General features: G+C 30.4%; 28 protein-coding genes. All 28 read left to right on the top strand.

Going from position 1 to position 22,525, the window contains the following annotated elements:
- Positions 1-87: 87 nt before the first annotated feature.
- The 28 genes from PTZ02_RS10230 to PTZ02_RS10095 all read left to right on the top strand — a co-directional run bounded on the left by PTZ02_RS10230 (position 88) and on the right by PTZ02_RS10095 (position 22,497).
- Positions 88-306: a hypothetical protein gene (locus tag PTZ02_RS10230; RefSeq protein ID WP_274227681.1), complete on the top strand. Its 219-nt coding sequence runs from the start codon at positions 88-90 to the stop codon at positions 304-306.
- Positions 307-677: 371 nt separating this feature from the next.
- Positions 678-1,175 carry a QueT transporter family protein gene (locus PTZ02_RS10225; protein WP_274227680.1) on the top strand — a complete coding sequence of 166 codons (498 nt, stop codon included), beginning with the start codon at positions 678-680 and terminating at the stop codon, positions 1,173-1,175.
- 236 nt (positions 1,176-1,411) lie between these two features.
- The gene (locus tag PTZ02_RS10220; RefSeq protein ID WP_274227679.1) at positions 1,412-2,275 is read left to right on the top strand and encodes a tRNA 2-thiocytidine biosynthesis TtcA family protein; all 864 of its coding nucleotides are present in this window, start codon (positions 1,412-1,414) and stop codon (positions 2,273-2,275) included.
- A gap of 105 nt (positions 2,276-2,380) precedes the next feature.
- A complete protein-coding gene (locus tag PTZ02_RS10215) occupies positions 2,381-2,734 on the top strand; it encodes a DUF1292 domain-containing protein (protein WP_274227678.1) in 354 nt (117 codons plus the stop codon).
- 130 nt (positions 2,735-2,864) lie between these two features.
- The gene (locus PTZ02_RS10210) at positions 2,865-3,506 is read left to right on the top strand and encodes an HAD-IB family hydrolase (protein ID WP_274227677.1); all 642 of its coding nucleotides are present in this window, start codon (positions 2,865-2,867) and stop codon (positions 3,504-3,506) included.
- Between the two features lie 12 nt (positions 3,507-3,518).
- Positions 3,519-4,325 carry an aminotransferase class IV gene (locus PTZ02_RS10205; RefSeq protein WP_274227676.1) on the top strand — a complete coding sequence of 269 codons (807 nt, stop codon included), beginning with the start codon at positions 3,519-3,521 and terminating at the stop codon, positions 4,323-4,325.
- 57 nt (positions 4,326-4,382) lie between these two features.
- Positions 4,383-6,338, top strand: coding sequence for a DUF342 domain-containing protein (locus tag PTZ02_RS10200; RefSeq protein ID WP_274227675.1), 1,956 nt, complete (start codon positions 4,383-4,385; stop codon positions 6,336-6,338).
- An 11-nt stretch (positions 6,339-6,349) separates the two neighbouring features.
- Positions 6,350-6,808: a chemotaxis protein CheW gene (locus tag PTZ02_RS10195; protein WP_274227674.1), complete on the top strand. Its 459-nt coding sequence runs from the start codon at positions 6,350-6,352 to the stop codon at positions 6,806-6,808.
- 11 nt (positions 6,809-6,819) lie between these two features.
- Positions 6,820-7,308, top strand: coding sequence for a chemotaxis protein CheD (locus tag PTZ02_RS10190; RefSeq protein WP_274227673.1), 489 nt, complete (start codon positions 6,820-6,822; stop codon positions 7,306-7,308).
- Between the two features lie 14 nt (positions 7,309-7,322).
- The gene (locus PTZ02_RS10185) at positions 7,323-8,378 is read left to right on the top strand and encodes a protein-glutamate methylesterase/protein-glutamine glutaminase (RefSeq protein WP_274227672.1); all 1,056 of its coding nucleotides are present in this window, start codon (positions 7,323-7,325) and stop codon (positions 8,376-8,378) included.
- Positions 8,379-8,381: 3 nt separating this feature from the next.
- On the top strand, positions 8,382-9,146 hold the full coding sequence (locus PTZ02_RS10180; protein WP_274227671.1) for a CheR family methyltransferase: 765 nt from the start codon (positions 8,382-8,384) through the stop codon (positions 9,144-9,146).
- Between the two features lie 11 nt (positions 9,147-9,157).
- The gene (locus tag PTZ02_RS10175) at positions 9,158-11,203 is read left to right on the top strand and encodes a chemotaxis protein CheA (protein WP_274227670.1); all 2,046 of its coding nucleotides are present in this window, start codon (positions 9,158-9,160) and stop codon (positions 11,201-11,203) included.
- A 12-nt stretch (positions 11,204-11,215) separates the two neighbouring features.
- Positions 11,216-11,821, top strand: coding sequence for a chemotaxis protein CheC (locus tag PTZ02_RS10170; protein WP_274227669.1), 606 nt, complete (start codon positions 11,216-11,218; stop codon positions 11,819-11,821).
- A gap of 17 nt (positions 11,822-11,838) precedes the next feature.
- Positions 11,839-12,198 carry a response regulator gene (locus PTZ02_RS10165; RefSeq protein ID WP_202768278.1) on the top strand — a complete coding sequence of 120 codons (360 nt, stop codon included), beginning with the start codon at positions 11,839-11,841 and terminating at the stop codon, positions 12,196-12,198.
- A 21-nt stretch (positions 12,199-12,219) separates the two neighbouring features.
- Positions 12,220-12,621 (top strand): chemotaxis protein CheW, encoded by a 402-nt coding sequence (locus PTZ02_RS10160; protein ID WP_274227668.1) that lies wholly within the window; start codon positions 12,220-12,222, stop codon positions 12,619-12,621.
- Between the two features lie 17 nt (positions 12,622-12,638).
- On the top strand, positions 12,639-13,637 hold the full coding sequence (gene fliM, locus PTZ02_RS10155; RefSeq protein ID WP_274227667.1) for a flagellar motor switch protein FliM: 999 nt from the start codon (positions 12,639-12,641) through the stop codon (positions 13,635-13,637).
- Positions 13,630-14,784 carry a flagellar motor switch phosphatase FliY gene (gene fliY / locus PTZ02_RS10150; protein ID WP_274227666.1) on the top strand — a complete coding sequence of 385 codons (1,155 nt, stop codon included), beginning with the start codon at positions 13,630-13,632 and terminating at the stop codon, positions 14,782-14,784. The genes fliM and fliY overlap by 8 nt, the downstream gene beginning before the upstream one ends.
- A gap of 273 nt (positions 14,785-15,057) precedes the next feature.
- Complete coding sequence (locus tag PTZ02_RS10145) at positions 15,058-15,333, top strand: flagellar biosynthesis anti-sigma factor FlgM (protein WP_274227665.1); 276 nt, start codon at positions 15,058-15,060, stop codon at positions 15,331-15,333.
- Positions 15,333-15,743, top strand: coding sequence for a flagellar protein FlgN (locus PTZ02_RS10140; protein ID WP_274227664.1), 411 nt, complete (start codon positions 15,333-15,335; stop codon positions 15,741-15,743). The genes PTZ02_RS10145 and PTZ02_RS10140 overlap by 1 nt, the downstream gene beginning before the upstream one ends.
- A 12-nt stretch (positions 15,744-15,755) precedes the next feature.
- The gene (gene flgK, locus PTZ02_RS10135) at positions 15,756-17,591 is read left to right on the top strand and encodes a flagellar hook-associated protein FlgK (RefSeq protein ID WP_274227663.1); all 1,836 of its coding nucleotides are present in this window, start codon (positions 15,756-15,758) and stop codon (positions 17,589-17,591) included.
- Positions 17,592-17,603: 12 nt separating this feature from the next.
- Positions 17,604-18,599 (top strand): flagellar hook-associated protein FlgL, encoded by a 996-nt coding sequence (gene flgL / locus PTZ02_RS10130; protein WP_274227662.1) that lies wholly within the window; start codon positions 17,604-17,606, stop codon positions 18,597-18,599.
- Between the two features lie 14 nt (positions 18,600-18,613).
- A complete protein-coding gene (gene fliW, locus PTZ02_RS10125; protein WP_274227661.1) occupies positions 18,614-19,039 on the top strand; it encodes a flagellar assembly protein FliW in 426 nt (141 codons plus the stop codon).
- A gap of 4 nt (positions 19,040-19,043) precedes the next feature.
- Complete coding sequence (csrA, locus tag PTZ02_RS10120) at positions 19,044-19,259, top strand: carbon storage regulator CsrA (RefSeq protein ID WP_274227660.1); 216 nt, start codon at positions 19,044-19,046, stop codon at positions 19,257-19,259.
- A 26-nt stretch (positions 19,260-19,285) separates the two neighbouring features.
- Positions 19,286-19,630: a flagellar protein FlaG gene (locus tag PTZ02_RS10115; protein WP_274227659.1), complete on the top strand. Its 345-nt coding sequence runs from the start codon at positions 19,286-19,288 to the stop codon at positions 19,628-19,630.
- A gap of 12 nt (positions 19,631-19,642) precedes the next feature.
- Positions 19,643-19,945, top strand: a complete 303-nt coding sequence (locus PTZ02_RS10110) for a hypothetical protein (RefSeq protein ID WP_274227658.1) — start codon at positions 19,643-19,645, stop codon at positions 19,943-19,945.
- A gap of 10 nt (positions 19,946-19,955) precedes the next feature.
- The gene (gene fliS / locus PTZ02_RS10105; protein WP_274227657.1) at positions 19,956-20,336 is read left to right on the top strand and encodes a flagellar export chaperone FliS; all 381 of its coding nucleotides are present in this window, start codon (positions 19,956-19,958) and stop codon (positions 20,334-20,336) included.
- A gap of 32 nt (positions 20,337-20,368) precedes the next feature.
- Positions 20,369-22,174 carry a flagellar filament capping protein FliD gene (gene fliD, locus PTZ02_RS10100; RefSeq protein ID WP_274227656.1) on the top strand — a complete coding sequence of 602 codons (1,806 nt, stop codon included), beginning with the start codon at positions 20,369-20,371 and terminating at the stop codon, positions 22,172-22,174.
- Entirely contained in the window at positions 22,174-22,497 is a 324-nt protein-coding gene (locus PTZ02_RS10095) for a hypothetical protein (RefSeq protein WP_274227655.1), read from the top strand. The genes fliD and PTZ02_RS10095 overlap by 1 nt, the downstream gene beginning before the upstream one ends.
- Positions 22,498-22,525: the final 28 nt, after the last annotated feature.

The raw sequence follows: 22,525 nt of genomic DNA, 5'->3' as shown, positions 1-22,525 counted from the left end.
AAAAGCAACAGTCTTTTTATATTGCTTTGTGAATGAATAAATATTTGGTATAATTTACAAAAGGGTATTTAGGGAGGATGAATATATATGGAGATGCTAGAAATTTTATTTTTTGTAATAACAATAATTTTTATAGCTGCAATAATTAATGGACTTTCTAGGATAAAAAGGATAGCTGAGCAGAATAAAGTAATTGAACAAAAGCAAAGAAAATTAGAGAATAAGTTATATGAGTTAAATGAAAAAATAGATAGAATTATACATTCTCAAGGGGATATTATAGAGAAAATAAAGCGGGAGATATAATTTAAAGTTACTTGATTTTATAAAGAGTATGGAATATAATAATGAAGAATTTTAAAGAGCTTGATAATATAATCTAAAAATTCTAGAGTATTATTTCATATAAAACATCATAGGGCAGGATATTAAGTAATTGATGTTTTATACTCATAATGCAAGAATTTTAAAGATTATATTTAAGACAGTTCGAAAGCCTCCTGTCTTTAAACAAAACTACGGCTCAATGAAAGTAATAAAATTATTTTATTATTTATTTGTTGTGTTTTAAGGATTATTAAATGTAATAATTATAATCCTTTATTTTGCCGTAGAAATTATTTCTACGGTTTTTTACGTTTAAAAAGAGGTTTAATATAGTATCTTGGAGGAGAAAAATGAAAATAAAAAGATTAGTTTATTCCGCACTTATAGCAGCTATTTATGCTGCACTTACTTATCTAATAGCGCCAATAGCTTATGGACCTATACAATTTAGAATTTCAGAAATCATGGTTCTTTTGGTATTAGTAGATCCGTTTTATATAGTTGGTCTTACCTTAGGATGTTTTTTGGCTAATTTATTAGGGCCTTATGGATTTATGGACATAACAGTTGGTACTTTAGCTACTTTTGTAGCAGTTATATTAATGAGTGGAACTATTAAAATAATGAAAGATAGCAAGTTGGGAATAATTGTAGCATCTCTATGGCCAACAATTATTAATGGAGTTTTTATAGGATATATGCTCTATTATGTTGTGCAGGCTCCACTATTACTAACAATGTTCCAAGTTGGAGTAGGGGAGTTTGTTGTTGTAACTGTAGTTGGAGTTCCTATCTATTTATATTTAAAGGAAAAAAATATTTTTAAAAGACTTGGATATAGAGTATAGTTTTTAGGAAAAGTTTAAGGTTTATAAAGAGTCTAGTAATGTTGGTGAATATTTGCATTAAAGACTATTTATAAACCTTTATTATATTAAAATATATTTTAGGGTTTTAAGTTCACTAATAACTCATTTGTGCCTAAGAATGTCCAGAATGTGACATATAAATTCTTTAATGCATTATATAGATATTGATGCTATAATAAAATATATTTTAAAAGCTAATTAATGAGGTGGAAAAAATGAGTAATATTGCTGGGCAAGGTTGTGAGGTTTTAGTACCTTTTAATGAAAGAAAACCCTTGGCTGAAATAGAAAGAAGTTTAATAAAAAAATATAGAAAACAAATATGGCGTAAATTTATAAAGGCAGTTCAAGATTATAAGCTTGTGGAAGAGGGAGACAAGATAGCGGTAGCCATTTCCGGGGGGAAAGACTCTATGATAATGGCAAAACTTTTTCAGGAACTAAAAAGACATGGGCAAATGCAATTTGATTTAGAGTTTATAGTTGCGGATCCAGGGTATCATGAAAATATAAAGGAATTACTCATTGATAATTGCAATTACCTTGGGATTCCTATACAAATATTTGATTCGGGAATTTTTGATGTAGTAGATAGAATTGCTCAAGACTATCCATGTTATATGTGTGCAAGAATGAGAAGAGGCTCTTTATATTCAAAAGCAAAAGAATTAGGATGCAATAAGTTAGCATTAGGTCACCATTTTAATGATGTTATTGAGACTACTATGTTAAATGTGTTGTATGCTGGTAACTTTAAGACCATGCTTCCAAAACTTAAATCAACGAATTTTGAAGGTATAGAACTAATAAGACCACTTTATTATATAGAGGAACAATATATTCAAAAATTTACGCAAAGTTCTGGAATATGGCCACTTAATTGTGCTTGTATGGTTGCAGCAAAGAAAACAGGCAATAAGAGATATGAAATTAAAGAATTAATTGAAAATTTAAAAAAGAATTTTAATAATGTTGATAAATCAATATTTAAAGCTGCGGAGAATGTTTCTATGGATGCTATATTAGGATGGGAAAAAGAAGGGGTTAAGCATAGCTTTCTAGAAGAATTCGAAGAATAAAAAAATTTTTCTTTTAATATTTAAGAAATAAGGTTAAAATTAAATGAATACCTAAATTGAAGGAGGTGAATTCTCAAAGACTAAGATTAGTCTTTGGGATACTATATGTCAGATAAAGAATTAAATAAAGAATGCGGTTGTGGCTGCGAAGGACATAATCATGAACATAATCATGGAGAAGACTGTGGATGTGGACACGACCACGACCATGAAGAAGAAACTCTATTTGTTGATTTTGAAGATGAAGAAGGAAATATAGTTTCATTTGAAGTAGTTGATAGCTTTGAATATGCTGGAGAAGAAGAAGCTTTTAAAGGAAGTGTATATGCTCTAGTACAAGATCCAAATGATAATTCAGTTTTCTTAATGAAGGCAGATACAGATGAATCATTAGTACCAGTTGAAGATGAAGCAGAATTTAATAGCGTAGCTAAATTTTATCAAGATTTAGCAGAATAATTTAAAAAAATAGGTGTAAAGTGCAATTAAATTGCATTTTACACCATTTTTTTTAGTATAATATAACTAATAATTTATATTTAAATAGATTAGAAAAGTAATTATATTTTTACGAAAAAGGAGAATTAAAATGATAAAATTAGCCATTTTCGATATAGATTTTACATTGACAAGGCGAGAGACATTGATGGAGCTGTTTAGGTATGTGATAAAAAAAGATTTTAAGAATATAAGATACATACCGAGGGCTATATATTGTGGAGTTATGTATGGATTAAAGTTTTATGATGAGAAAAGAGTTAAGGAAGGATTTTTAAAATTTCTTGATGGAGTTGATGAGGCTGATTTAGCTATAATAGTAAAAGATTTTTATGAAAATAGATTAACTAGTATATTATATGCAGATGCAATTAATACAATAAGAAAATTGAAAAGCGAAGGATATCTTATTTATTTAATTTCTGCATCACCAGAATTTTACTTAAATGAATTTTATAATATTAAGGAAGTTGATAAGATAATAGGAACAAAGTTTTCTTTTAAGGAAGGGAAATTCATTAGAAGAATGGATGGTGCTAATTGCAAAGGAGAAGAAAAGGTTAGAAGATTAAAAGAAGAACTATCAAAAGAAGGATTAGAAGTAGATTTTAAGAACAGTATTATGTATTCTGATTCAATGTCAGATAAACCATTGTTTGATTTAGTAGGTAAGCCGTATTTAATTAATTATAAAAAAGGGCATCCAGATATAGAAGTATTAACATGGAAATAGGAGGGGACAATTATGGCGATTGCACAAAATTATTATATTGAAAATGAAAAAGTAAGAGAATCAAAAGTATATCACGAAGAAAATGAAGGAGTGGTGATATATGAGGTTCTTAGGATAATTAAAGGCATTCCATTATTTTTAGAAGAACATTTAAAAAGAATGGATAATTCCTTTAAACTAATTAACAAAGTAAATCCATATGATTCTGAAAAAATAAAGAAATCTATTGAAAAGTTAGTAGAAGTAAATCAGGTATACGAAGGAAATGTAAAGATAACAGTTGAGATAATGGAGAAAGAAGATGTTTTAAGGGTGTATTTTATTCCTCATAGTTATCCAACAAAAGAACAATATGAAAATGGAGTAAAAACTATACTATACTTTGGAGAAAGAGAGAATCCTAACGCGAAAATTGTAAATAACAATTTCAGAAATGAAGTTAATGAGAAAATTAAAGATGCTGAAGCATATGAAGCTATATTAGTGGATAGAAATGGTTATATTACAGAGGGAAGTAGATCAAATATTTTTATGATAAGAGGGGATGAAGTTCTTACTTCCCCAATAAAAGATGTACTGCCAGGAGTAACTAGAGGTGAAATAATTGAGTTATGTAAAGCTAATAACTTAGAATTAAAAGAGGAAAAAGTAAGTTATAAGGATATCGAAAACTTAGATGGATTGTTTATTACTGGAACTTCCCCTAAGATATTACCTATTTCTCAAGTTGATAGCTTTAGATTTAAATCAAATTTAAATGATATCATTAAGAAATTGATGGAGTGTTACGAAAATAAAATATATGACTATATTAATTAAGTAATTTTAATATTTATCGACATATGGTATACTGAAGATGGTTGAAGGGGTGGAATTATGGGTAAAATTGTATTTAAGGATGAAAATTTGGAAAAAGTTTTAAACAAAGCAAGTTTAAAATTAAATATACCTAGTAATGAGTTGAATTATAAGGTTATTAATGAAAAACATGGTATATTTAAAAAAAGTATCGAAATTGAAGTTGAAGTTGCAGAGGAATCTCAAGTTGAGCTAGTTGAAACAGCAAAAGAAGATAAAAAAGTTATATCAGAATTTGATGGAGCTGTTTGGATTGAGAATGGAGTAATTCATGTTAGAGATCCTAAGGAAAACGGAAAGCCAGCTGAAATGTTTGTTTCGAACTATTTAGAGTGTTTTGTTGATGGAAAAGAAGTTTCAGGAAGAACTAGGGTTTTTGAAAATAACAAAATTGAATTTGTTATTGGTGAACAAAAATCAAAAAGAAATATTGATATAAAAATAGATCACGATGCAATGGAAGCTAAAATATCCATAAGTTATATACCCGAAATTAAGTATGCCATAAAAGATGCAGAAGCAACAACAATGCTTGAAGTTCAACTGGAAGAAAAAGAAACACAATTTCCACCTAAGTTTTCAGTTGATGATATTAAGACAATTTTACATGAGAAGAATGTCGTATTTGGATTGATCGAAGAGAATATCAAAGAAGCTTCAACGTTAGAGACGGTTGAAGGAATGGAAGTTGCTAAAGGTATTCCAGTTAAAGATGATATTCCAGATGAACTTAAAATTTATTTTAGTGAAAGCAATCAATCTAGGGGAGAAGATGATTTATCTAGGGTTGATTATAAGAATTTTTATTCTATTGCAAATATAAAAACAGACGAAGTTTTAGCTGAGATAATTAAAGGGGAAGAAGGAGCTAACGGAACTAATATATTTGGAAAAGAATTAAAAAGAAAAGTTGCAGGTAAATTAAATATAAAGACAGGTGAAGGTTGTAAGCTTGAAGATGATAAGATAATAGCTACAACTGATGGAAGACCTTGTTTGAAATCAGGTATTTTCCAGGTGAATAAAGTTTTAATGCAAGATATAGATGTTGATATGAAAAGCGGAAATATAAGCTTTATTGGAGATATCCATATTAAAGGGGAAGTAAAGGATGGAATGAGGGTAGATGCAGGAAATACCCTTATTGTAGAGAGAAATGTAAGCACCTCTACCTTAGTTGCAAGAGGCGATATTCTTATAAAGGGGAATTCTATAGGAAGTACTATAATTGCTGGTGGAGATAATACTGTTGTAGTGAATGAAATGACTTTATTAAATGGAATAAAAGAAGATTTATGTGCACTTATTGAAGCAGTTGTCCAAGTAAAAGAAAGAAACTTATTTGGAAAAGGTTTGAAAGATGGAGAAATAATTAGACTTCTTTTAGATAAAAAATTCAAAAGATTATTAACAAAAAGTATTATTTACCTTAGAGATACTAGCAAGGAAGAACTTCAAAATGATAAACTAAAATTCTTCTTAAAGAATAATGTTTTTGGTCTTGGAGCGACTAACATAAAAAGCCATACTGAATTATATAACATAATTGATCTAATTGATTCGAAAAATGAAATTCTAAAATCTCAAGTTAAGCTTCCAGTGAATTTAACATTGGCATATGCTCAAGATTGTAAGATACAAGCATCAGGTGACGTAATATTTACTGGATCAGGATCCTATCTTTCACATGTTGAAGCATTGGGGGAAATTCATTTTAAAGGTAATAATTCAGTAGTGAGAGGAGGAGTTATAAAATCTGAAAAAGAGATACGATGTAAAATTGTCGGATCTGAAGGAGGAGGAAAAACTCAGCTTATTACAGGGAAAAAGGGACATATATATGCTGATATAGCATATATAGGTACATGTCTTCTTTTTGGTTTAAGAGAATATGTTTTCGAAGAAGATTCAAAAAATGTACATGCTTATTTAGATGAAGATAATGAACTAATAGTTGAAAAGTTTGTGTTGTAGGAGGGGAAAAAATGTCTTCTAGCGAAATGAAAGTACTAATTTTTAGTTTGAACCAAGAAAGTTATGCAGTAAATATAATGGAAGTTGAAAGAATATTAGGTTACGAGGTTCCAACCTTAATTCCAGATGTTCCTAATTTTATTCAAGGAGTAATAAATTACGAAACTGGAATACTTCCAATTATAGATCTTAAAAAGAAATTTTCTTTGGTAGATGCAGAAACACACGATAAAGAAAAAGTTTCAAAAATTATAGTTACCAATAATAGTGAAAATAAGTTTGGAATCTTAGTTGATAATGTATATGAGGTTAAGGACATAAAAACAACAGCGATTGAAAAGAATCAAGCAGTTAGTTCCGGGGTTTCTGGAAGTTACATAGAAGGTTTAATAAAACTAGATAATAAGATAGTAATATTATTAGATCTTTCAAGAGTTCTTACTGAGGAAGAATCCGAGAGTATTTTTTAGGGGGATACGATATGCAAGACAATGATATAAAAGTTGGCATAGCAGATTTGAATACGGTATACTCTCCTGGGAAAATAATGACTATTGGATTAGGATCATGTGTTGGGATAGGACTTTATGATAGAACAAAGGGTATAGCAGGTTTAGCACATATAATGTTACCAGATAGTACAAGCTTTAAAAATGTAACTAATGAATATAAGTTTGCAGATCTGGCAATACCAATACTAATAGAAAAAATGATTGGTCTTGGGTGTTCCAAAAGAAATTTAACAGCTAAAATTGCCGGTGGAGCATCTATGTTTAATTTTTCAGATAAAAGTATGGTAAATGACATAGGAAAAAGAAATGTTGAAGCAGTTAAGAAAAGCTTAGATGAACAAAAGATACCTATTTTAGCCTCTGATGTAGGTGGTAATAAAGGAAGAACTATGATTCTGTTCGCGGAAAATGGGTTAGTAAATGTCAAGACGATTGGGCAAGAAACTAAAGATTTATAATGGAGTTGATTTAATTGGATAAGATTAAGATTTTAGTAGTAGATGATTCAGCTCTTATGAGAAAATTTGTTTCAGATTTAATAAATCAAGAAGATGATATGGAGGCAATTGCAACAGCTAGAAATGGTAAGGAATTATTAAGTAAATTAATTGATCTCAAGCCAGATGTAATAACACTAGATGTTGAAATGCCAGAAATGGATGGCATAGCCACTTTGAAAGAATTAAAAGCAAGTAGAATAAACATACCAGTTATAATGTTAAGCAGCCTAACAGCATCAGGCTCTAGACTTACAATGGACTGCTTAAAACTAGGTGCATTTGATTTTGTACAAAAACCATCAGGATCTATTTCATTAGATATAAAAAAAGTGGCAAAGGATTTAACTGAGAAAATAAGAAATACTAGGTTTTATAATAAAAATAGAAGGATTACTTCGCCGATGAAATTACCAGAAGTTGCAGTAGATATCGTAGGCAAAGGGAAAAAGATAGAAGGAAAAATTAAAGCTGTGGTGATAGGTGCATCCACAGGTGGGCCTAAAGCATTAAATAATGTACTTCCGTTTTTACCTAAAAATTTAGATGTTCCAGTATTTGTTGTACAACATATGCCTAAAGGATTTACAAAGGCATTTGCTGAAAGATTAAATGAAACCTCTGACATGCATGTTGTTGAGGCAGAGCACGGGATGATAATTGAAAATAATACGATTTATATTGCAAAAGCAGGATATCATATGGAAGTTGGGGCAGATAAAAGGATTTACTTAAATGAAGAACCATCGATTTGGGGTGTGAGACCAGCAGTAGATAAATTATTTCTATCTTCGTCAAAAGTTTATGGTAAGAATTTATTATCAGTAATACTTACCGGTATGGGAAAAGATGGAGCTCAAGGAACAGCGGCGGTTAAAGATGCTGGAGGAATCACTATTTCTGAGGATGAAAGAACATGTACAATTTATGGAATGCCTAAGGCTGCTTATGAAACTGGAAAAGTAGATTTAGTATTACCTTTAAATGAAATAAAAAATACAATAGTTAAAATTATAAAGGAGAACTTATAGCCTATGGATTTTTTGGAATTTGAAAAATGGGTTTATAAAGAAATGGGAATTAATTTATCGGCTTATAAACCTAATCAGCTTCATAGAAGAATTGAAAGCTTAATGAGCAGGGTTGGTGTTAAAAATTTACAAGATTATAAAGTTCTTTTAACAAAAGATAAAGAACAAAAACAAAGGTTTTTAGATTTTATAACAATTAATGTTACAGAATTTTTTAGAAATCCAGAAATGTTTAGTCAATTAGAAGATTTGCTTAAAAAAGAATTTGTAAAAAATCCATCATTAAAAGTGTGGAGTGCTGCGTGCTCTATAGGTTGTGAACCTTATTCATTGGGTATTATGATGGAAAACATTGGGTACAAGGGTAAGCTAACCATACTAGCATCTGATATAGATCAGACTATTTTAAGTAAAGCACAATTAGGTCAATATACAGAAAATGAAATAAAGAATGTAAATTCTACAAATTTAGATAAATATTTTTCAAAAGTTAACGATAAATATTTTATAAAGGATGAAATCAAGAAAAAAATCACATTCCAAAAGCAAGATTTGATTTTGGACAACTATGATAGTAGTTTTGACATTATAGTTTGTAGAAATGTTGTTATTTATTTTAATAATGACACAAAAGACAAAATATATGAAAAGTTTTCAAGATCTTTAAAAAAAGGCGGATTACTTTTCGTAGGAGCCACTGAGACCATATATGACTATAAAAAGTATGGTTTCGAAAAAGCATCAACATTCATATATAGGAAATTATAAGGAGGATAATCATGGATACATCACAATATTTATCAATGTTTTTAGAGGAATCCTTTGATAACCTTCAGATATTAAATGAATCATTACTAGAGCTTGAGCAAAACCCTCAAGATATGGACAAGCTAAACGAAATATTTAGAGTTGCTCATACAATAAAGGGAATGGCTGCTACAATGGGATTTACAAATGTTGCTGAGTTAACTCACAAAATGGAGGATGTACTTTCAAAATTTAGAGAAGGTGTCCTTGAAGTTACAAAAAATGAAGTGACTGTATTATTCGATTGTTTAGATACTCTAGAAAAAATGGTCAATAATATCCAAGATGGTATTGAAGAACAAGTAGATATTACTTCAATTATTAAGGATTTAGAATCTATAGGTAAAGAGCAATCACAAACCGAATTAGATGAAGTAAGTGTAGATGCTAAAGAAGAGGATAAGGATATAGAAGATTTTCTTGAGATAAATCAATATGATTTATCTGTAATTAAGCAAGCTCAAGAAAAAGGCTACAATCCACTTAATATTGTAATTAAACTAAGTGAAGCTACTTTGCTTAAATCTGCAAGAGCATTTTTAATTGTTAAGGACTTAGAAGAACGTGGAGAAATAATAAAATCATATCCCGCAACAGATGATATTGAATCAGAAAACTTTGATTTTACTCTTAAGTTTATTCTTTTAACTCAAGACTCTAGAGAAGATGTCCATAATTTAATACTTGGAATATCTGAAATTGAAGATGTAAAATGCGAAGAAGTAAATGTAGAAATTAAGCAAGAAAAAGCAGAAGAGCCAAAACTAGTGGAAAAGGCTCCAGAAAAGATTCAAGAAAAAGTTCAAGAAAAAGCTCCATTAGGAAATGTACAGCCTAAAAAGGAAATAGCTAAAAATACAACTCAGAAAGAAAATAAGAAGACTCACCAATCAGTTAGAGTTGACTTAGAAAGATTAGATAAACTTATGAATATGGTATCTGAGTTAGTTATTAATAGAACAAGATTAGAACAAATAAGTTTAAAATATAAATCTTTAGAATTAAATGAAACACTTGAACAAGTAGCTAGAACAACAACAGACCTACAAGACTTGGTTATGAAAATAAGAATGTTACCATTAGATGTAGTATTCAATAGATTCCCAAGAATGATTAGAGATATTTCTGTGGAATTAAACAAGGAAATAAATTTTGTTGTTGAAGGAGCAGAAACAGAACTTGATAGAACTGTAATTGATGAAATTGGAGAACCGTTAATTCACTTATTAAGAAATGCTGCAGACCATGGAGTTGAAAGCAAGGAAGAAAGAATTGCAAAAGGTAAAAATCCAGTTGGTACAGTAAGACTAGTTGCATATCAAGAAGGAACTAAAGCAGTAATCAAAGTAGAAGATGATGGTGCTGGAATAGATCCTGCTAAGATTAAAGCTAAAGCTGAACGTGTTGGTATTAATACTGAAGGCATGAACGAGGATGATATTAAAAACCTAATATTTGCACAAGGTTTCTCTACAAATGAAGTTGTTACAGACATTTCTGGTAGAGGAGTAGGAATGGATGTTGTTAAAACAAAAATTTCTGCATTAGGTGGAACTGTTGAAGTAGTTTCAGAAATAGGCAAAGGTTCTGCATTTATAATTAAATTACCATTAACACTTCAAATTATACAAGCTTTACTAGTAAAAGTAGGTAGCGAAACTTTTGCAATATCATTAGGATTTATTGACAGAGTAATAGATTATAAAAAAGATAATGTTAAGCAAACTAATGGTAAAGAAGTTATTATATACAGAGATGAAGTTATACCTTTAGTAAGGGTTAATGAAAAACTTCATATTGACAGCCAAGAAGAAGGTAAGAAGTTTGTTATAATAGTAAAAGTTGGAGGAAAAACTGTTGGACTACAAGTTGATTCATTAGCAGGGCAACAAGAAGTTGTTATCAAGCCTTTAGGTAAGAGTTTAGAATCCTTAAAAGAGTATATTGGAGCTACTATACTTGGAGACGGTTTAGTGACTTTAATACTTGATGTAGCTGCATTATTACAGCTAGGTTAGGAGAGAATATAAATGAAAGAAAACCTATTTAGTCCAATGCAATTAGATGCGATAAGAGAAGTATCTAACATAGGTGCTGGGAATGCTGCTACAGCATTATCCCAGCTGCTAAATAAAAAAATAGATATGTCAGTACCATCAGTTAATATTATAGATTTTGAAGAAGTTTTTTCAAACTTCACTGATGAGAAAGAAGTGTTAGGAATCTTAATTAGAGTTTTAGGGGATACTCCTGGTAATATCTTATTTATATTTGAAAAAGATGCAGCTAGTGAGATTGTTGAAGCTTTAATTGGTTCCTCAGATATGTTATTAACAGAGATGGGAAAATCAGCACTTTGCGAGGTTGGGAATATTATATCTGGTGCTTTTATGAATGCTATTAGTAAGTTTACCAATCTTTCAATTATGGCTTCAGTACCAGCCATGTCGCATGATATGCTAGGAGCAGTTCTATCTTCTACAATGATAGAAACTGCACAATTTAGTGAAAATATTTTGGAAATAGAAACTAATTTTTTAACAGGTAATAATAGTACTGAGGCTGGAGGATACTTCTACTTCTTGCCTATGCCTGGATCTTTAGAAAAAATATTAAATGCAATAGGAGTAATGTAATTACGGAGGGAATGCGAATGTCAAGAGTATTAATAGTGGATGATGCTGCTTTCATGAGAATGATGATTAAGGATATCTTAGAAAAGAATGGGTTTGAAGTTGTTGGTGAAGCTAACAATGGAATAAAGGCTGTAGAGTTATACAAAAAAGAAAAACCAGATGTTGTAACAATGGATATCACAATGCCTGATATGGATGGTATTGAAGCAGTTAAACAAATTAAAGAATTTGACCCATCAGCAAGAGTTATTATGTGTTCAGCTATGGGACAACAAAGTATGGTAATGGATGCAATAAGAGCAGGAGCAAAAGACTTTATCGTTAAGCCTTTCCAAGCAGATAGAGTACTTGAAGCTATAAAGAAAACCATAGGATAACCAAATTAGGAGGGAAGACCTATGCAAATAATTGCCTTTAAAATAGGAAATGAATTTTTTGGTGTAGAAACACAAAATGTACAAAATATTAATGATATTATGGAGATAACAAAGGTACCTAATTCTCCTGCATACATAAAAGGGTTAATTAATCTAAGAGGGAATATTATTTCACTAGTTGATTTACATCTTCTTTTGGAAGCGCAAGTATCTGAAGAAAGTCAAAATAATATTATTATATTGGGAATTGAAGAAGAACAAATAGGAATTATGGTAGATTCTGTACAAGAAGTATTAGAGGTTGACGACAAGGATATTCAAAAGATTGAAGCATCTAAACACCAAGCATACTTAAAAGGTATAGTTAACCTTGATGATAAGATTATCACATTGATTGATATAAACAGAATATTAAATCCATAAAAAAGTGAGGGGAAAACATGGCAGAGGTTTTATCACAAAGTGAAATAGATGCCTTGTTATCTGCCCTTTCTACAGGAGAACTACAACCAGAGGAGCTTCAAAAGGATGAAGAGAAACAAAAAGTCAAGCTTTATGACTTTAGAAGCCCTCAAAAGTTTTCTAAGGAACATATAAGAACACTTGAACTTATTCATGATAATTATGCAAGAATAATAAGTAATTATTTGAGTGGTCAACTTAGAAAAAATGTCAAAGTTAAGATAGAAACTGTAGAACAGATAACCTATGAGGAATTTATACACTCGGTATCAAATCCAACAATATTGACTATATTCACTTTGGCTCCGCTTAGTGGAAGTATTTTATTTGAAACAAATCCACAGTTTGTTTATCAAGTATTAGATATTCTATTAGGTGGTGATGGAGAGAGAAAACTATATACAGCAAAAGAATTTACAGATATAGACAAAAATATAATACAACAAGTTAATGCTGGATTGATTTCAAATCTAAAGTTAGCTTGGGAGGATTTAATTTCTGTTGAACCTGCTGTAGATTCAATAGAAACAAATCCAGCTCTAAATCAAACATTAGCGCCAACTGAACCAGTTGCACTTATAGTTTTTTCAGTTGAACTTGGAAAAAGTAATTGTTTCATCAATTTATGTATTCCATATCTAAGCTTAGAAAAAGTTCTTGATAAGTTAGTTGTTCAATACTGGTTTAGAGATGAAGGAGAAGAAGACAAAGAAGAATCTAAGAAGAAAGTATTAGATAGATTAAATAATGTAGATGTTGACATGCACGTAGAATTAGGAAAGACACATCTTATGGTTGATGACTTCTTAAAGCTTGTTAACGGAGACATAGTTAAATTGGATAATAAATTTACAGAGCCTGTTAAAGTATTTGTGGAAAATGAAGTAAGCTATATCGGTAAACCAGGAGTTATTGGTAAGAAGGCAGGCGTAGCTATTCTAGATATTTTGGAAAAGGATGTGGGAAACGATGAGTAACGGATTTCTTTCACAAGAAGAAATAGATTCACTTTTAAATGGAAATCCTAGCAGTACAGCAAGTCAGCCTGAAGCGGATGATGATCAAAATTTAAAGGATATAGAAAAAGATTTGTTGGGTGAAATTGGAAATATATCCATGGGCTCAGCATCAACTGCCTTATCACAGATTATTAATCAACAGGTTAATATCACAACTCCAGTGGTAACACTGACAACATTGCATGAGGTTAAAAAAGGATTTGAGACACCAAATATAGTATTAGAAGTAGAATATACTTCAGGAATTGTAGGTAAGAATATCCTTATTATGAAAAATAGTGATGCATCAGTTATAGCAAATCTGATGATGGGTGGAGATGGTTCTGTAACAGTTACAGAATTATCAGAAATAGAAATATCAGCAGTTCAAGAAGCAATGAATCAAATGATAGGTTCAGCAGCAACTTCAATGGCAACAATGTTCTCAAGAGAAGTAAATATTTCCCCACCTAAATCAAAAGTTTGGCAAAATGATGGCGATGAAATTGCTGATGATATCAGCGACGAAGAGAAGGTAGTTAAAGTTTCTTTCAGAATGACAATAGGTTCGCTAGTAGATTCAAGCATAATGCAAATATTGCCTGTAAGTACAGCAAAGAAAATAGTTGCAATTATGATGGGAGAAGAAGACTTGATTGGAAGCGAAACTAGTAACGAAGTAGCTTCAAAGGAAATTCATCAAGAAGCACCAGTCCAAAGGGCACAAAGTCATGCTGAAACAAGAGTACAAGAAAATAATACATATGCAAGTAGTGCACCAGCACCAGTTCAAGCACCAGCTCCAGTAGTTGAAGTGCATAGAGCGCAATTTGAACCATTATCAGCAGGTGGCTCAGGAGCAGCACATAGTAATATTGATTTAATATTAGATGTACCTCTTGAAATATCAGTAGTTCTTGGAAGAACTAAAAAGAGTATAAGAGATATTTTAAATTTCTCAAGTGGATCTTTAATAGAGTTAGAAAAACTTGCTGAAGAGCCAGTTGAAGTTTTAGTAAATGGTAAGAAGATAGCTTATGGTGAAGTTGTAGTTGTTGATGAAAACTTTGGCGTGAGAATTACAAGCATAGTTTCAGGTGCTGAAAGAATAAAATCATTAAGATAAAAAAAGCTTTGTAAAAAGTCTCATATAGACACAATGCCTATATGGACCTTTTACAAGACTTTCAAAATAAAAAAAGAATTTAACTCCTAGTATTATTTTTTAACAAGTAATACTAGGAGTTTCTAATTATGGGTAATATAATAATAATGCATTTTATCCGCGTATAGGGTATTTCGTGCGAAATTATATACAATCTAAATTAAATTACTAAATAAATATAAACATATAACGATAATAATATTAGAACGATAAAGTATTAAAGGTGGGGTTAGTATGAATATTAAAGGGATATCTCCCTCAAGTATTAATAATTACTATAATTCAAATGTAAAGAAAGTAGAAAAGAAGGATGTAGCCAAGGTTCAAGATAAAATTGAAATATCAAAGACAGGTAAAGCCCTTCAAAAATATGGTGTAGATGAAGTATTCACAAATTCACCAGAAAAAATAGAAAAGTTAAAAAATGATATTAAAAATGGAACTTATAATCCAAGTTCAGCTGCTATCTCTAAAGCTATGTTTGACTCAATGAAAGGGAGAAAGATTTAATGAGTGAATCCATAAAAGAAATATTTATAGAAGAGAAAAATAGCTTAATAAAGCTTATGAATATTTTAGAGAAGCAACATGGATATATAATAAACAAAGAAATTTTCAACTTAGAGGGTATAGTTGAAGAAATTCAAGAAGTAAATAAAGAAGTAGCTCAGTGGGAAGTAAAAAGAAGAAGGGCTACATCGGGGTTAGATTTGGTTGATTACATTAATAATAATAAAGATGAAGAGCTAGAAAATTTATATAGAGAAATAAGAATGCTCTTAGAAGAATTAAGATTACAGAAGGATACTAATGAGTTATTAATAAAACAGCAACTATCCTTTACAAATAGACTATTAACAATAATTAATCCTAGAAGGGATATAGACACTTACAATTCTTATGGGAAAATAAAAAGGTAATGGGAGGATAATATGTCAGGATTATTTGGAACATTAAATATTGGTGGAAGAGGAATGTCAGTTGCTCAAAAAACAATTGATGTAACTTCACATAATATTTCTAATGCTAACACGCCTGGATTTTCAAGACAAAGGGCTCAGATAGAAACATCAAGACCATATGGAGGTCCTGTATTAGGTGCTGTTGCTACAGCAGGGCAACTAGGAACAGGAGCTCAAGTATCTGCTATCGAAAGAATAAGAGATACCTTTTTGGATTTTCAGGTGAGAAATGAAACAAGTACAGCTGGAAAATTTGATATAAGAAATAATTTCTTAGGTGAAGTTCAAGATATATTTAACGAACCATCAGATACAGGAATTTCAACATTAATGGGTAAGTTCTTTGATTCATGGCAAGAACTATCCAAGCAACCTCAAAACTCAAATGCTAGAACAGTAACTGCTCAACAAACAGTTTCATTAACAGATGCATTAAATCATACATACACTAAGCTTCAAGATCTAAAATCAAATGCTCAGAATTTGCTTAAGAATGATGTGACTGATATGAATAGCTTATTAGATCAGATTGGTGCATTGAATAAGGAAATTAAAACAGTTAAGGTTTCAGGAAATCAACCTAATGATTTAGAGGATAAAAGAGATTTACTTATTGACCAATTAAGTAATAAATTTAATTTAAATGTTGATAGAAAAGAGTTTGAGGGAATAGACTTAAAACCTACTGACTTAGGTGGAATGAAAAATGGTAAATTAGTATCAGCTGATGACAATGAATCAGTTATGAGATTTTCATATATAAGTTCAATGGAAAAGGATAGCAATGATCCATCAGGCCAAACTTATAATATAACTTACTATAAGCTAGGCAATATGCAATCAGAAGATAATAAAGGAACAATTAAAGTAACCGGTATGACTTCTGATAAAGCTGAAGAATTAATGAATTCAAGAATACTATGGGCTAACTCAGAGGGGGTTCCTGTAAAAGGTGATGGATATCCGATAAAAGAAAATTATGCGATTAATGCTGCTGAAATTATGGATTTTCAGCCTCAATCAGGTGAAATTGCGGGTACAATATCAGTAGAACAAGACATAAATGGATATATAGATCAATTAAATAAGATTGCTAAATCATTAGCATATTCAGTAAATGCTATACATTCAGGTCTTACAAAAAGCAGTGGTAATCCAGGAGTTCCAGATAAAGACTATTCAGTTTTCTTTGTAAATAAAGATGTTGCTAAATATAATAATGCACATGAATTATATAACTTAGATGATACATTAGCAGCAGAGCAGGATATTAACGCTGGAAACATTACTTTAAATGAAGAACTATTAAATGATGTAATGAAGATAAAAACTAAGACTCATGATAATGCTTATGCCTTTACAGGCCAGAACCCAGTTGATGGAGAAAGTGATGGGGCAAGAGCATTGGCAATTGCAAAACTAAGAGATACCTTACTTAGAGTTCAAGATTTTGGAGGAACAGTTAGTACGAGAGCAGATATGTTCAGTGCATCTAAAGGAGGAGCGACACTTAGTAATAATGGAATGACTATTGCAAGTGATACAAGTGGCATGACACTTAGTGGATTTTTCAAAGATACAATTGATAAGCTTGGTGTTCAAGCTCAAGAATCTGGTAGAATGGTAACTAATCAGGAGAGTCTGCTTAATTCTCTTCAACAAAGCAGAGATTCTGTATCAGGAGTATCCTTAGATGAAGAAATGACAAATTTAGTACAATTTCAACACGCTTATAATGCAAATGCCAAGATAATAGCAACAGTAGATGAACTTCTTGATGTTGTAGTAAATGGGTTGATTAAATAGGAGGTTAGTTAAATGAGAGTAACCAATAGAATGCTTTCAAACAATTATCTTAGCGATATGAGAACAAATTTGACAAATATGCAAAAGATGCAACAACAATTAAGTTCAGGTAAGGAAATAAGAAAACCTTCTGATAATCCTTTTAAAGTAGCTAGATCAATGCAACTAACTTCAGATATGGCTACAAATGTTCAATATAATGAAAATATTAAGGATACAATTAATTGGCTTGATGCAACTGATACAGGCTTAGGACAAGTAAATGAATCTTTACAAAGAATTAGAGAACTTATGGTTTCTTCAGGAAACGCAGCATATGGGTCCGATGAAAAAAAAGCAATAAAAGATGAAGTAAATGAAAAAGTATCTGAAATTGCACAGATTTTAAATACAAACTTTGATGGAAGATACATATTTGGAGGAACCAAAACTACATCAAAACCAATAAAGATAAATACTGATGCACTTAGTGGAAATAATACACTAGCTTTTTCAGGAAAAAATGGAGAGGACTTGCCACTTAACACAGGTAATGTGGATATTGATGCTCAACTTGATATGATTGGAGCAAAGATGGATGTGGAAGTTTCTCAAGGTGTTACAATGCAATATAATGTAAATGCTAAAGATATTGTAAGTTTCACAAGTGAAAAAGGAAAAAATATTAATTTGATGGATCTATTAGGGGATATAGTTAATAACTTAGGATCTTCTAATCCAGCTGATGCAGATAAGTTAATAAATGAAAATTTAGAGGATATAACAACTACCGTTACAAATGTTTTAAAAGTAAGGGCGGAAGTTGGAGCTAAACAAAATAGAATGGATTCAGCTAAAGATAAAAATGAAGAAGAGAACTATAATATGACAGATATTCTTTCAAAAACTGAAGATATTGATATAACACAAAAGATGATGGAATATTCAATGGCTCAAACAGTGTATACGGCATCCTTACAAACTTCAGCTAGGATAATACAACCATCTTTGATGGATTTCCTAAAATAATAGGAGGGTAAAGTATGGAAATAGTTACGAGATTTCATGGAACTTTTAACTACGATGAAAAAGACATTATAAACTTTCCAAATGGAATTATGGGATTTGAAGACTTGAAAAAGTTTATCATAGTTCAATCTAAAGAAAATGAAGCATTTAGTATTTTTCAGTCCTTAGAGAATAGTGAAGTAGGATTAGTAGTAGTATCTCCATTTGATGTTAAAAAGGATTATGAAATAGAATTGAATGAAGAAGTAATTAAGAGTTTAAGTATAGAGAATCCAGAGGAGGTTGTTTTATATAATACTGTTACATTAAATTCAGATGTTTATAAAATAACTGTAAATTTAAAAGCACCTATTATTATAAATATTAATAAAAAAGTAGGTAAACAGGTAATAATAGATAAAGAAGACTTTAAAATAAAACATCCTTTAATAAAGAGGTGATTAGATGTTAGTTATTACCAGAAAAAAGGGTGAAGCATTATTAATAGGTGATGATATTGAAATAGAAGTTATAAAACTTGAAAATGGAAATGTAAAATTAGCTATTAATGCACCAAAAAGTATAAGAATCCTTAGGAAAGAATTATATGAAGAAGTTACAAATGAAAATAAAGAAGCTATATCTTTTGACTTAGATATGCTTAAAAATATAAAAAAATAAAAAACATTGTAATCGGGGTGAATAATATGGATGTTAATGCGGTTAGTCAAGGAGGACAACTAAACCTGGATTATCAATCAAGTGCGACAGTAGAAAAGGTTGAGATTAAATCTCCAGTTAATGAAAAAGCAAAAGATGAAAAAGAAGATAAAAATATTAAAAAAGCCGTACAAAAATTAAATAAATTTTTAGAAGATGAAGGTACTCATGCAGTTTATTCTACTCATGATAAGTTCAAAAAAGACGTTATGATCAAAATAGTTGATAATAAGACTAATGAGGTTATCTTAGAGATTCCACCAAAGAAAATATTGGATATGATAGCTAAAATGTTGGAAACAGTTGGAGTAGTCTTCGATAAAAAAGCTTAAGGTGGTGGTTTAATGGAATTTAAACTAAATAAAATTGACACTGACTTGAGAAGAAAGCTAATGGAACAAACTAAAGATGGTAAAGTTCATGGCCCGAGTAAAAAAGAAATAACCATTAGAGCATATAGTGAAGATGAAGAAACTGCAAAAGATAGAAATTCATTTAAAGAGACATTGAAACGTAGCAAACAGCAAGGTGGAAAAAATCATAAGATTGAAGTTGAAGGCGTCATGGTAGATAATTTGCAGGTGGAGGGGGAAAAAGAAATATCAAATAATAGCTCCCTTGGGGTATTTGTTGATACGAAAAAATAGGAGGGAAAGTATGTATCCAAATGCATTAAATGTATATAAAAATAATTCCGTAAATTATGCTTCAAAAGAACAATTACTACTTATGTTAGTAGATGGTGCAGTGAAATTCTCCAAACAATCTAAAGAGGCAATTGATAATAAAAATATTAAACTATCACATGAATATCTAACAAGAACTCAAGATATCTTTACTGAATTAATGATAAGTTTAGATAGAAATGCAGGAAATTGGGCTGAAGATATGTTTAAAATATACGAATTTGTTAAAAATGAATTAGCTGAAATAAATTTGAAAAAAGATAGCAAAAAGTTGGACAAGCTAATTCCATTAATAGAAAATATTCAAGATACATGGCATACTGCTTATAAATTATCTAAAGAAAATAGATAAATAAAATATGATTTATTATAGGAGGGATATAGATGAATGTAGCTTCTACAACTTCAAGTACTTCAAGTACTCCAAGTTCAGGAAATAGAATAACAGGATTAAGTGGAATAGACGTTGATAGTTTAGTTAAAGCTGCAATGCTGGGACAACAAAGCAAAATAGATAAGGCTAATCAGCAAAAACAAATGTTACAGTTTCAACAAAATGCTTATAGAGATGTAATTAAAGAATTAAGAGATTTTTACTCAAAATATATGGATTTGGCAAAACCGGATAATTCTATGTTGGTTTCTAAAAACTATCAGACAGCTGTGTTTACTCCTAGCAATGGTAGTGGAGCTGTAAGTGCAGTTGGATTATCTGGAGCTCAAGTAGGAAATTACAAGGTTCAAGTTGATGCGCTTGCAACTCCAGCTAGAATTAAATTCACTGATTTCAACTCATTAGTTGGAACTAAAAAAGATATTAATATCAATGGGAAAGTTGTAACTGTTGATTTAACCTCTGCAGATGTTAGCACCTCTAAAGATACCATAATGTCAATATTTAATGCTGCAATAATTAAAGCAGGTGCAGATGCTAAAATGACCAAAAGTGATATTACAGGTGAGTATATACTTCAAACTAATGGAGTTGGATCGAATGATACAATTGGGTATAATCCGGCTAAAGCTACAGTTGCTTTATCAGATCTTGTTGGACAGAATGTATCATTTGAATTTCAAAATAATGGACAAACACAAACTGTTAGTGTTGACTTAACACAAATGCCTAATACTAATGCTACTGAAAAAGATGCAATACTTCTAAAACTTAAAAATGCTCTAGGAAGTAAAGCAGGATTTTCTATAGATGCAAGCGATAATATCACATTTTCAACTACTGCATTAGGAACAGGAAGTGGAATGACCATAAACGCTGGGGCAAATACAGTAGGGCCTATAATGGGTACTGTGGATGCACTAAATGCTATAGGTGGAGATGCAAAAGTAGAAATTACAGATACTTATGGAAATACAGCAACAAAAACTTATCAAAGCAATTCATTTACAGTAGATAATGTTAAGTTCACTATTTCGGATGTTACTTCAAGCCCAGTTACTATACAAGGTAAAACAGATATTACAGACTTAAAGAAAAGGATAATGGATTTTGTTGATGATTATAATAAGATGATTGGTGATATAACATCTAGACTTACTGAAAAGAAAAATAGAGATTATCCCCCTTTAACGGATACTCAAAGAGCTTCTATGACTACAGATCAAATAACGCAGTGGGAAGCGAAAACAAAAGAAGGGATGTTAAGAAATGATAATTATCTTTCAGGCATAGTATCTTCCTTAAGAAGTGCTTTTAATACTCCTGTAACAGGACAAAAGTTGAAATATTATGATATTGGTTTTGACTTTTCAGACGATGTAACAACACCAGGTCAACTTACTGTAGATGAAGGAAAACTTACTGCTTCATTAGAAAATAGTCCAGATGATGTATATAAGTTATTTACGAATATGGCAGATTCCGCTTTGTCAAAGGATCAGCAATTTAAAGACAATGGAATAATGCAGAGACTTAAGAATATCTTAAATGATAATGTAATTAGTTCAGATTCATTATTATTAAAAAAAGTTGGATATACTGGGTCTGTTACATTCTATAATAATGATTTATTAAAAGCTATAGATACCCAGACTAAATTAATAACTGATTTACAAGATAAATTTGTTGATCAACAAAACAGATTATATCAAAGATATGCCTCTTTAGAGACAGCAATGAATAATTATAATAGTCAGGCAACTTACCTAGCTAATGCTTTTGGTGGTGGGCAATAGTGAATTATTGGAATGAAGCAATTAGAATAGAAGAAACGTTAGCAAGATATTTAAAAGAAGAAAAAATCGAAGAATTTAATAAACTGCTAAAAGATAAAGAAACTTTCTATCATGAGTATGCTAAAAATTCATCAGAAGAGCTTAAGAAATTTTTAAGTTCTTCTGAATATAAAGAACTTCAGAAAAATATTCAAAATATTTATGAGAAGAATAGAGAAAGTCTACGAGAAGAAATAAAAGAATTAACCAAAACAAAAAATGCTACAACTCAATACAGAAATAATTCTCATGCTAGTATAAATTATTTCTCTAAAAAAGTATAAAAATTTTCAAAAAAAGTATAAAGTAAAT

Source organism: Clostridium sp. 'White wine YQ' (genome assembly GCF_028728205.1).
In the GTDB taxonomy this organism is placed as follows: Bacteria; Bacillota; Clostridia; order Clostridiales; family Clostridiaceae; genus Clostridium_T.
This window is presented reverse-complemented; position numbering and strand designations above follow the sequence as displayed.

Excerpts from the sequence above, each read along its gene's own strand:
- PTZ02_RS10230 (WP_274227681.1), top strand. The coding sequence starts at position 88 with ATGGAGATGCTAGAAATTTTATTTTTTGTAATAACAATAATTTTTATA.
- PTZ02_RS10225 (WP_274227680.1), top strand. The coding sequence starts at position 678 with ATGAAAATAAAAAGATTAGTTTATTCCGCACTTATAGCAGCTATTTAT.
- PTZ02_RS10220 (WP_274227679.1), top strand. The coding sequence starts at position 1,412 with ATGAGTAATATTGCTGGGCAAGGTTGTGAGGTTTTAGTACCTTTTAAT.
- PTZ02_RS10215 (WP_274227678.1), top strand. The coding sequence starts at position 2,381 with ATGTCAGATAAAGAATTAAATAAAGAATGCGGTTGTGGCTGCGAAGGA.
- PTZ02_RS10210 (WP_274227677.1), top strand. The coding sequence starts at position 2,865 with ATGATAAAATTAGCCATTTTCGATATAGATTTTACATTGACAAGGCGA.
- PTZ02_RS10205 (WP_274227676.1), top strand. The coding sequence starts at position 3,519 with ATGGCGATTGCACAAAATTATTATATTGAAAATGAAAAAGTAAGAGAA.
- PTZ02_RS10200 (WP_274227675.1), top strand. The coding sequence starts at position 4,383 with ATGGGTAAAATTGTATTTAAGGATGAAAATTTGGAAAAAGTTTTAAAC.
- PTZ02_RS10195 (WP_274227674.1), top strand. The coding sequence starts at position 6,350 with ATGTCTTCTAGCGAAATGAAAGTACTAATTTTTAGTTTGAACCAAGAA.
- PTZ02_RS10190 (WP_274227673.1), top strand. The coding sequence starts at position 6,820 with ATGCAAGACAATGATATAAAAGTTGGCATAGCAGATTTGAATACGGTA.
- PTZ02_RS10180 (WP_274227671.1), top strand. The coding sequence starts at position 8,382 with ATGGATTTTTTGGAATTTGAAAAATGGGTTTATAAAGAAATGGGAATT.
- PTZ02_RS10175 (WP_274227670.1), top strand. The coding sequence starts at position 9,158 with ATGGATACATCACAATATTTATCAATGTTTTTAGAGGAATCCTTTGAT.
- PTZ02_RS10170 (WP_274227669.1), top strand. The coding sequence starts at position 11,216 with ATGAAAGAAAACCTATTTAGTCCAATGCAATTAGATGCGATAAGAGAA.
- PTZ02_RS10165 (WP_202768278.1), top strand. The coding sequence starts at position 11,839 with ATGTCAAGAGTATTAATAGTGGATGATGCTGCTTTCATGAGAATGATG.
- PTZ02_RS10160 (WP_274227668.1), top strand. The coding sequence starts at position 12,220 with ATGCAAATAATTGCCTTTAAAATAGGAAATGAATTTTTTGGTGTAGAA.
- fliM (WP_274227667.1), top strand. The coding sequence starts at position 12,639 with ATGGCAGAGGTTTTATCACAAAGTGAAATAGATGCCTTGTTATCTGCC.
- fliY (WP_274227666.1), top strand. The coding sequence starts at position 13,630 with ATGAGTAACGGATTTCTTTCACAAGAAGAAATAGATTCACTTTTAAAT.
- PTZ02_RS10145 (WP_274227665.1), top strand. The coding sequence starts at position 15,058 with ATGAATATTAAAGGGATATCTCCCTCAAGTATTAATAATTACTATAAT.
- PTZ02_RS10140 (WP_274227664.1), top strand. The coding sequence starts at position 15,333 with ATGAGTGAATCCATAAAAGAAATATTTATAGAAGAGAAAAATAGCTTA.
- flgK (WP_274227663.1), top strand. The coding sequence starts at position 15,756 with ATGTCAGGATTATTTGGAACATTAAATATTGGTGGAAGAGGAATGTCA.
- flgL (WP_274227662.1), top strand. The coding sequence starts at position 17,604 with ATGAGAGTAACCAATAGAATGCTTTCAAACAATTATCTTAGCGATATG.
- fliW (WP_274227661.1), top strand. The coding sequence starts at position 18,614 with ATGGAAATAGTTACGAGATTTCATGGAACTTTTAACTACGATGAAAAA.
- csrA (WP_274227660.1), top strand. The coding sequence starts at position 19,044 with ATGTTAGTTATTACCAGAAAAAAGGGTGAAGCATTATTAATAGGTGAT.
- PTZ02_RS10115 (WP_274227659.1), top strand. The coding sequence starts at position 19,286 with ATGGATGTTAATGCGGTTAGTCAAGGAGGACAACTAAACCTGGATTAT.
- PTZ02_RS10110 (WP_274227658.1), top strand. The coding sequence starts at position 19,643 with ATGGAATTTAAACTAAATAAAATTGACACTGACTTGAGAAGAAAGCTA.
- fliS (WP_274227657.1), top strand. The coding sequence starts at position 19,956 with ATGTATCCAAATGCATTAAATGTATATAAAAATAATTCCGTAAATTAT.
- fliD (WP_274227656.1), top strand. The coding sequence starts at position 20,369 with ATGAATGTAGCTTCTACAACTTCAAGTACTTCAAGTACTCCAAGTTCA.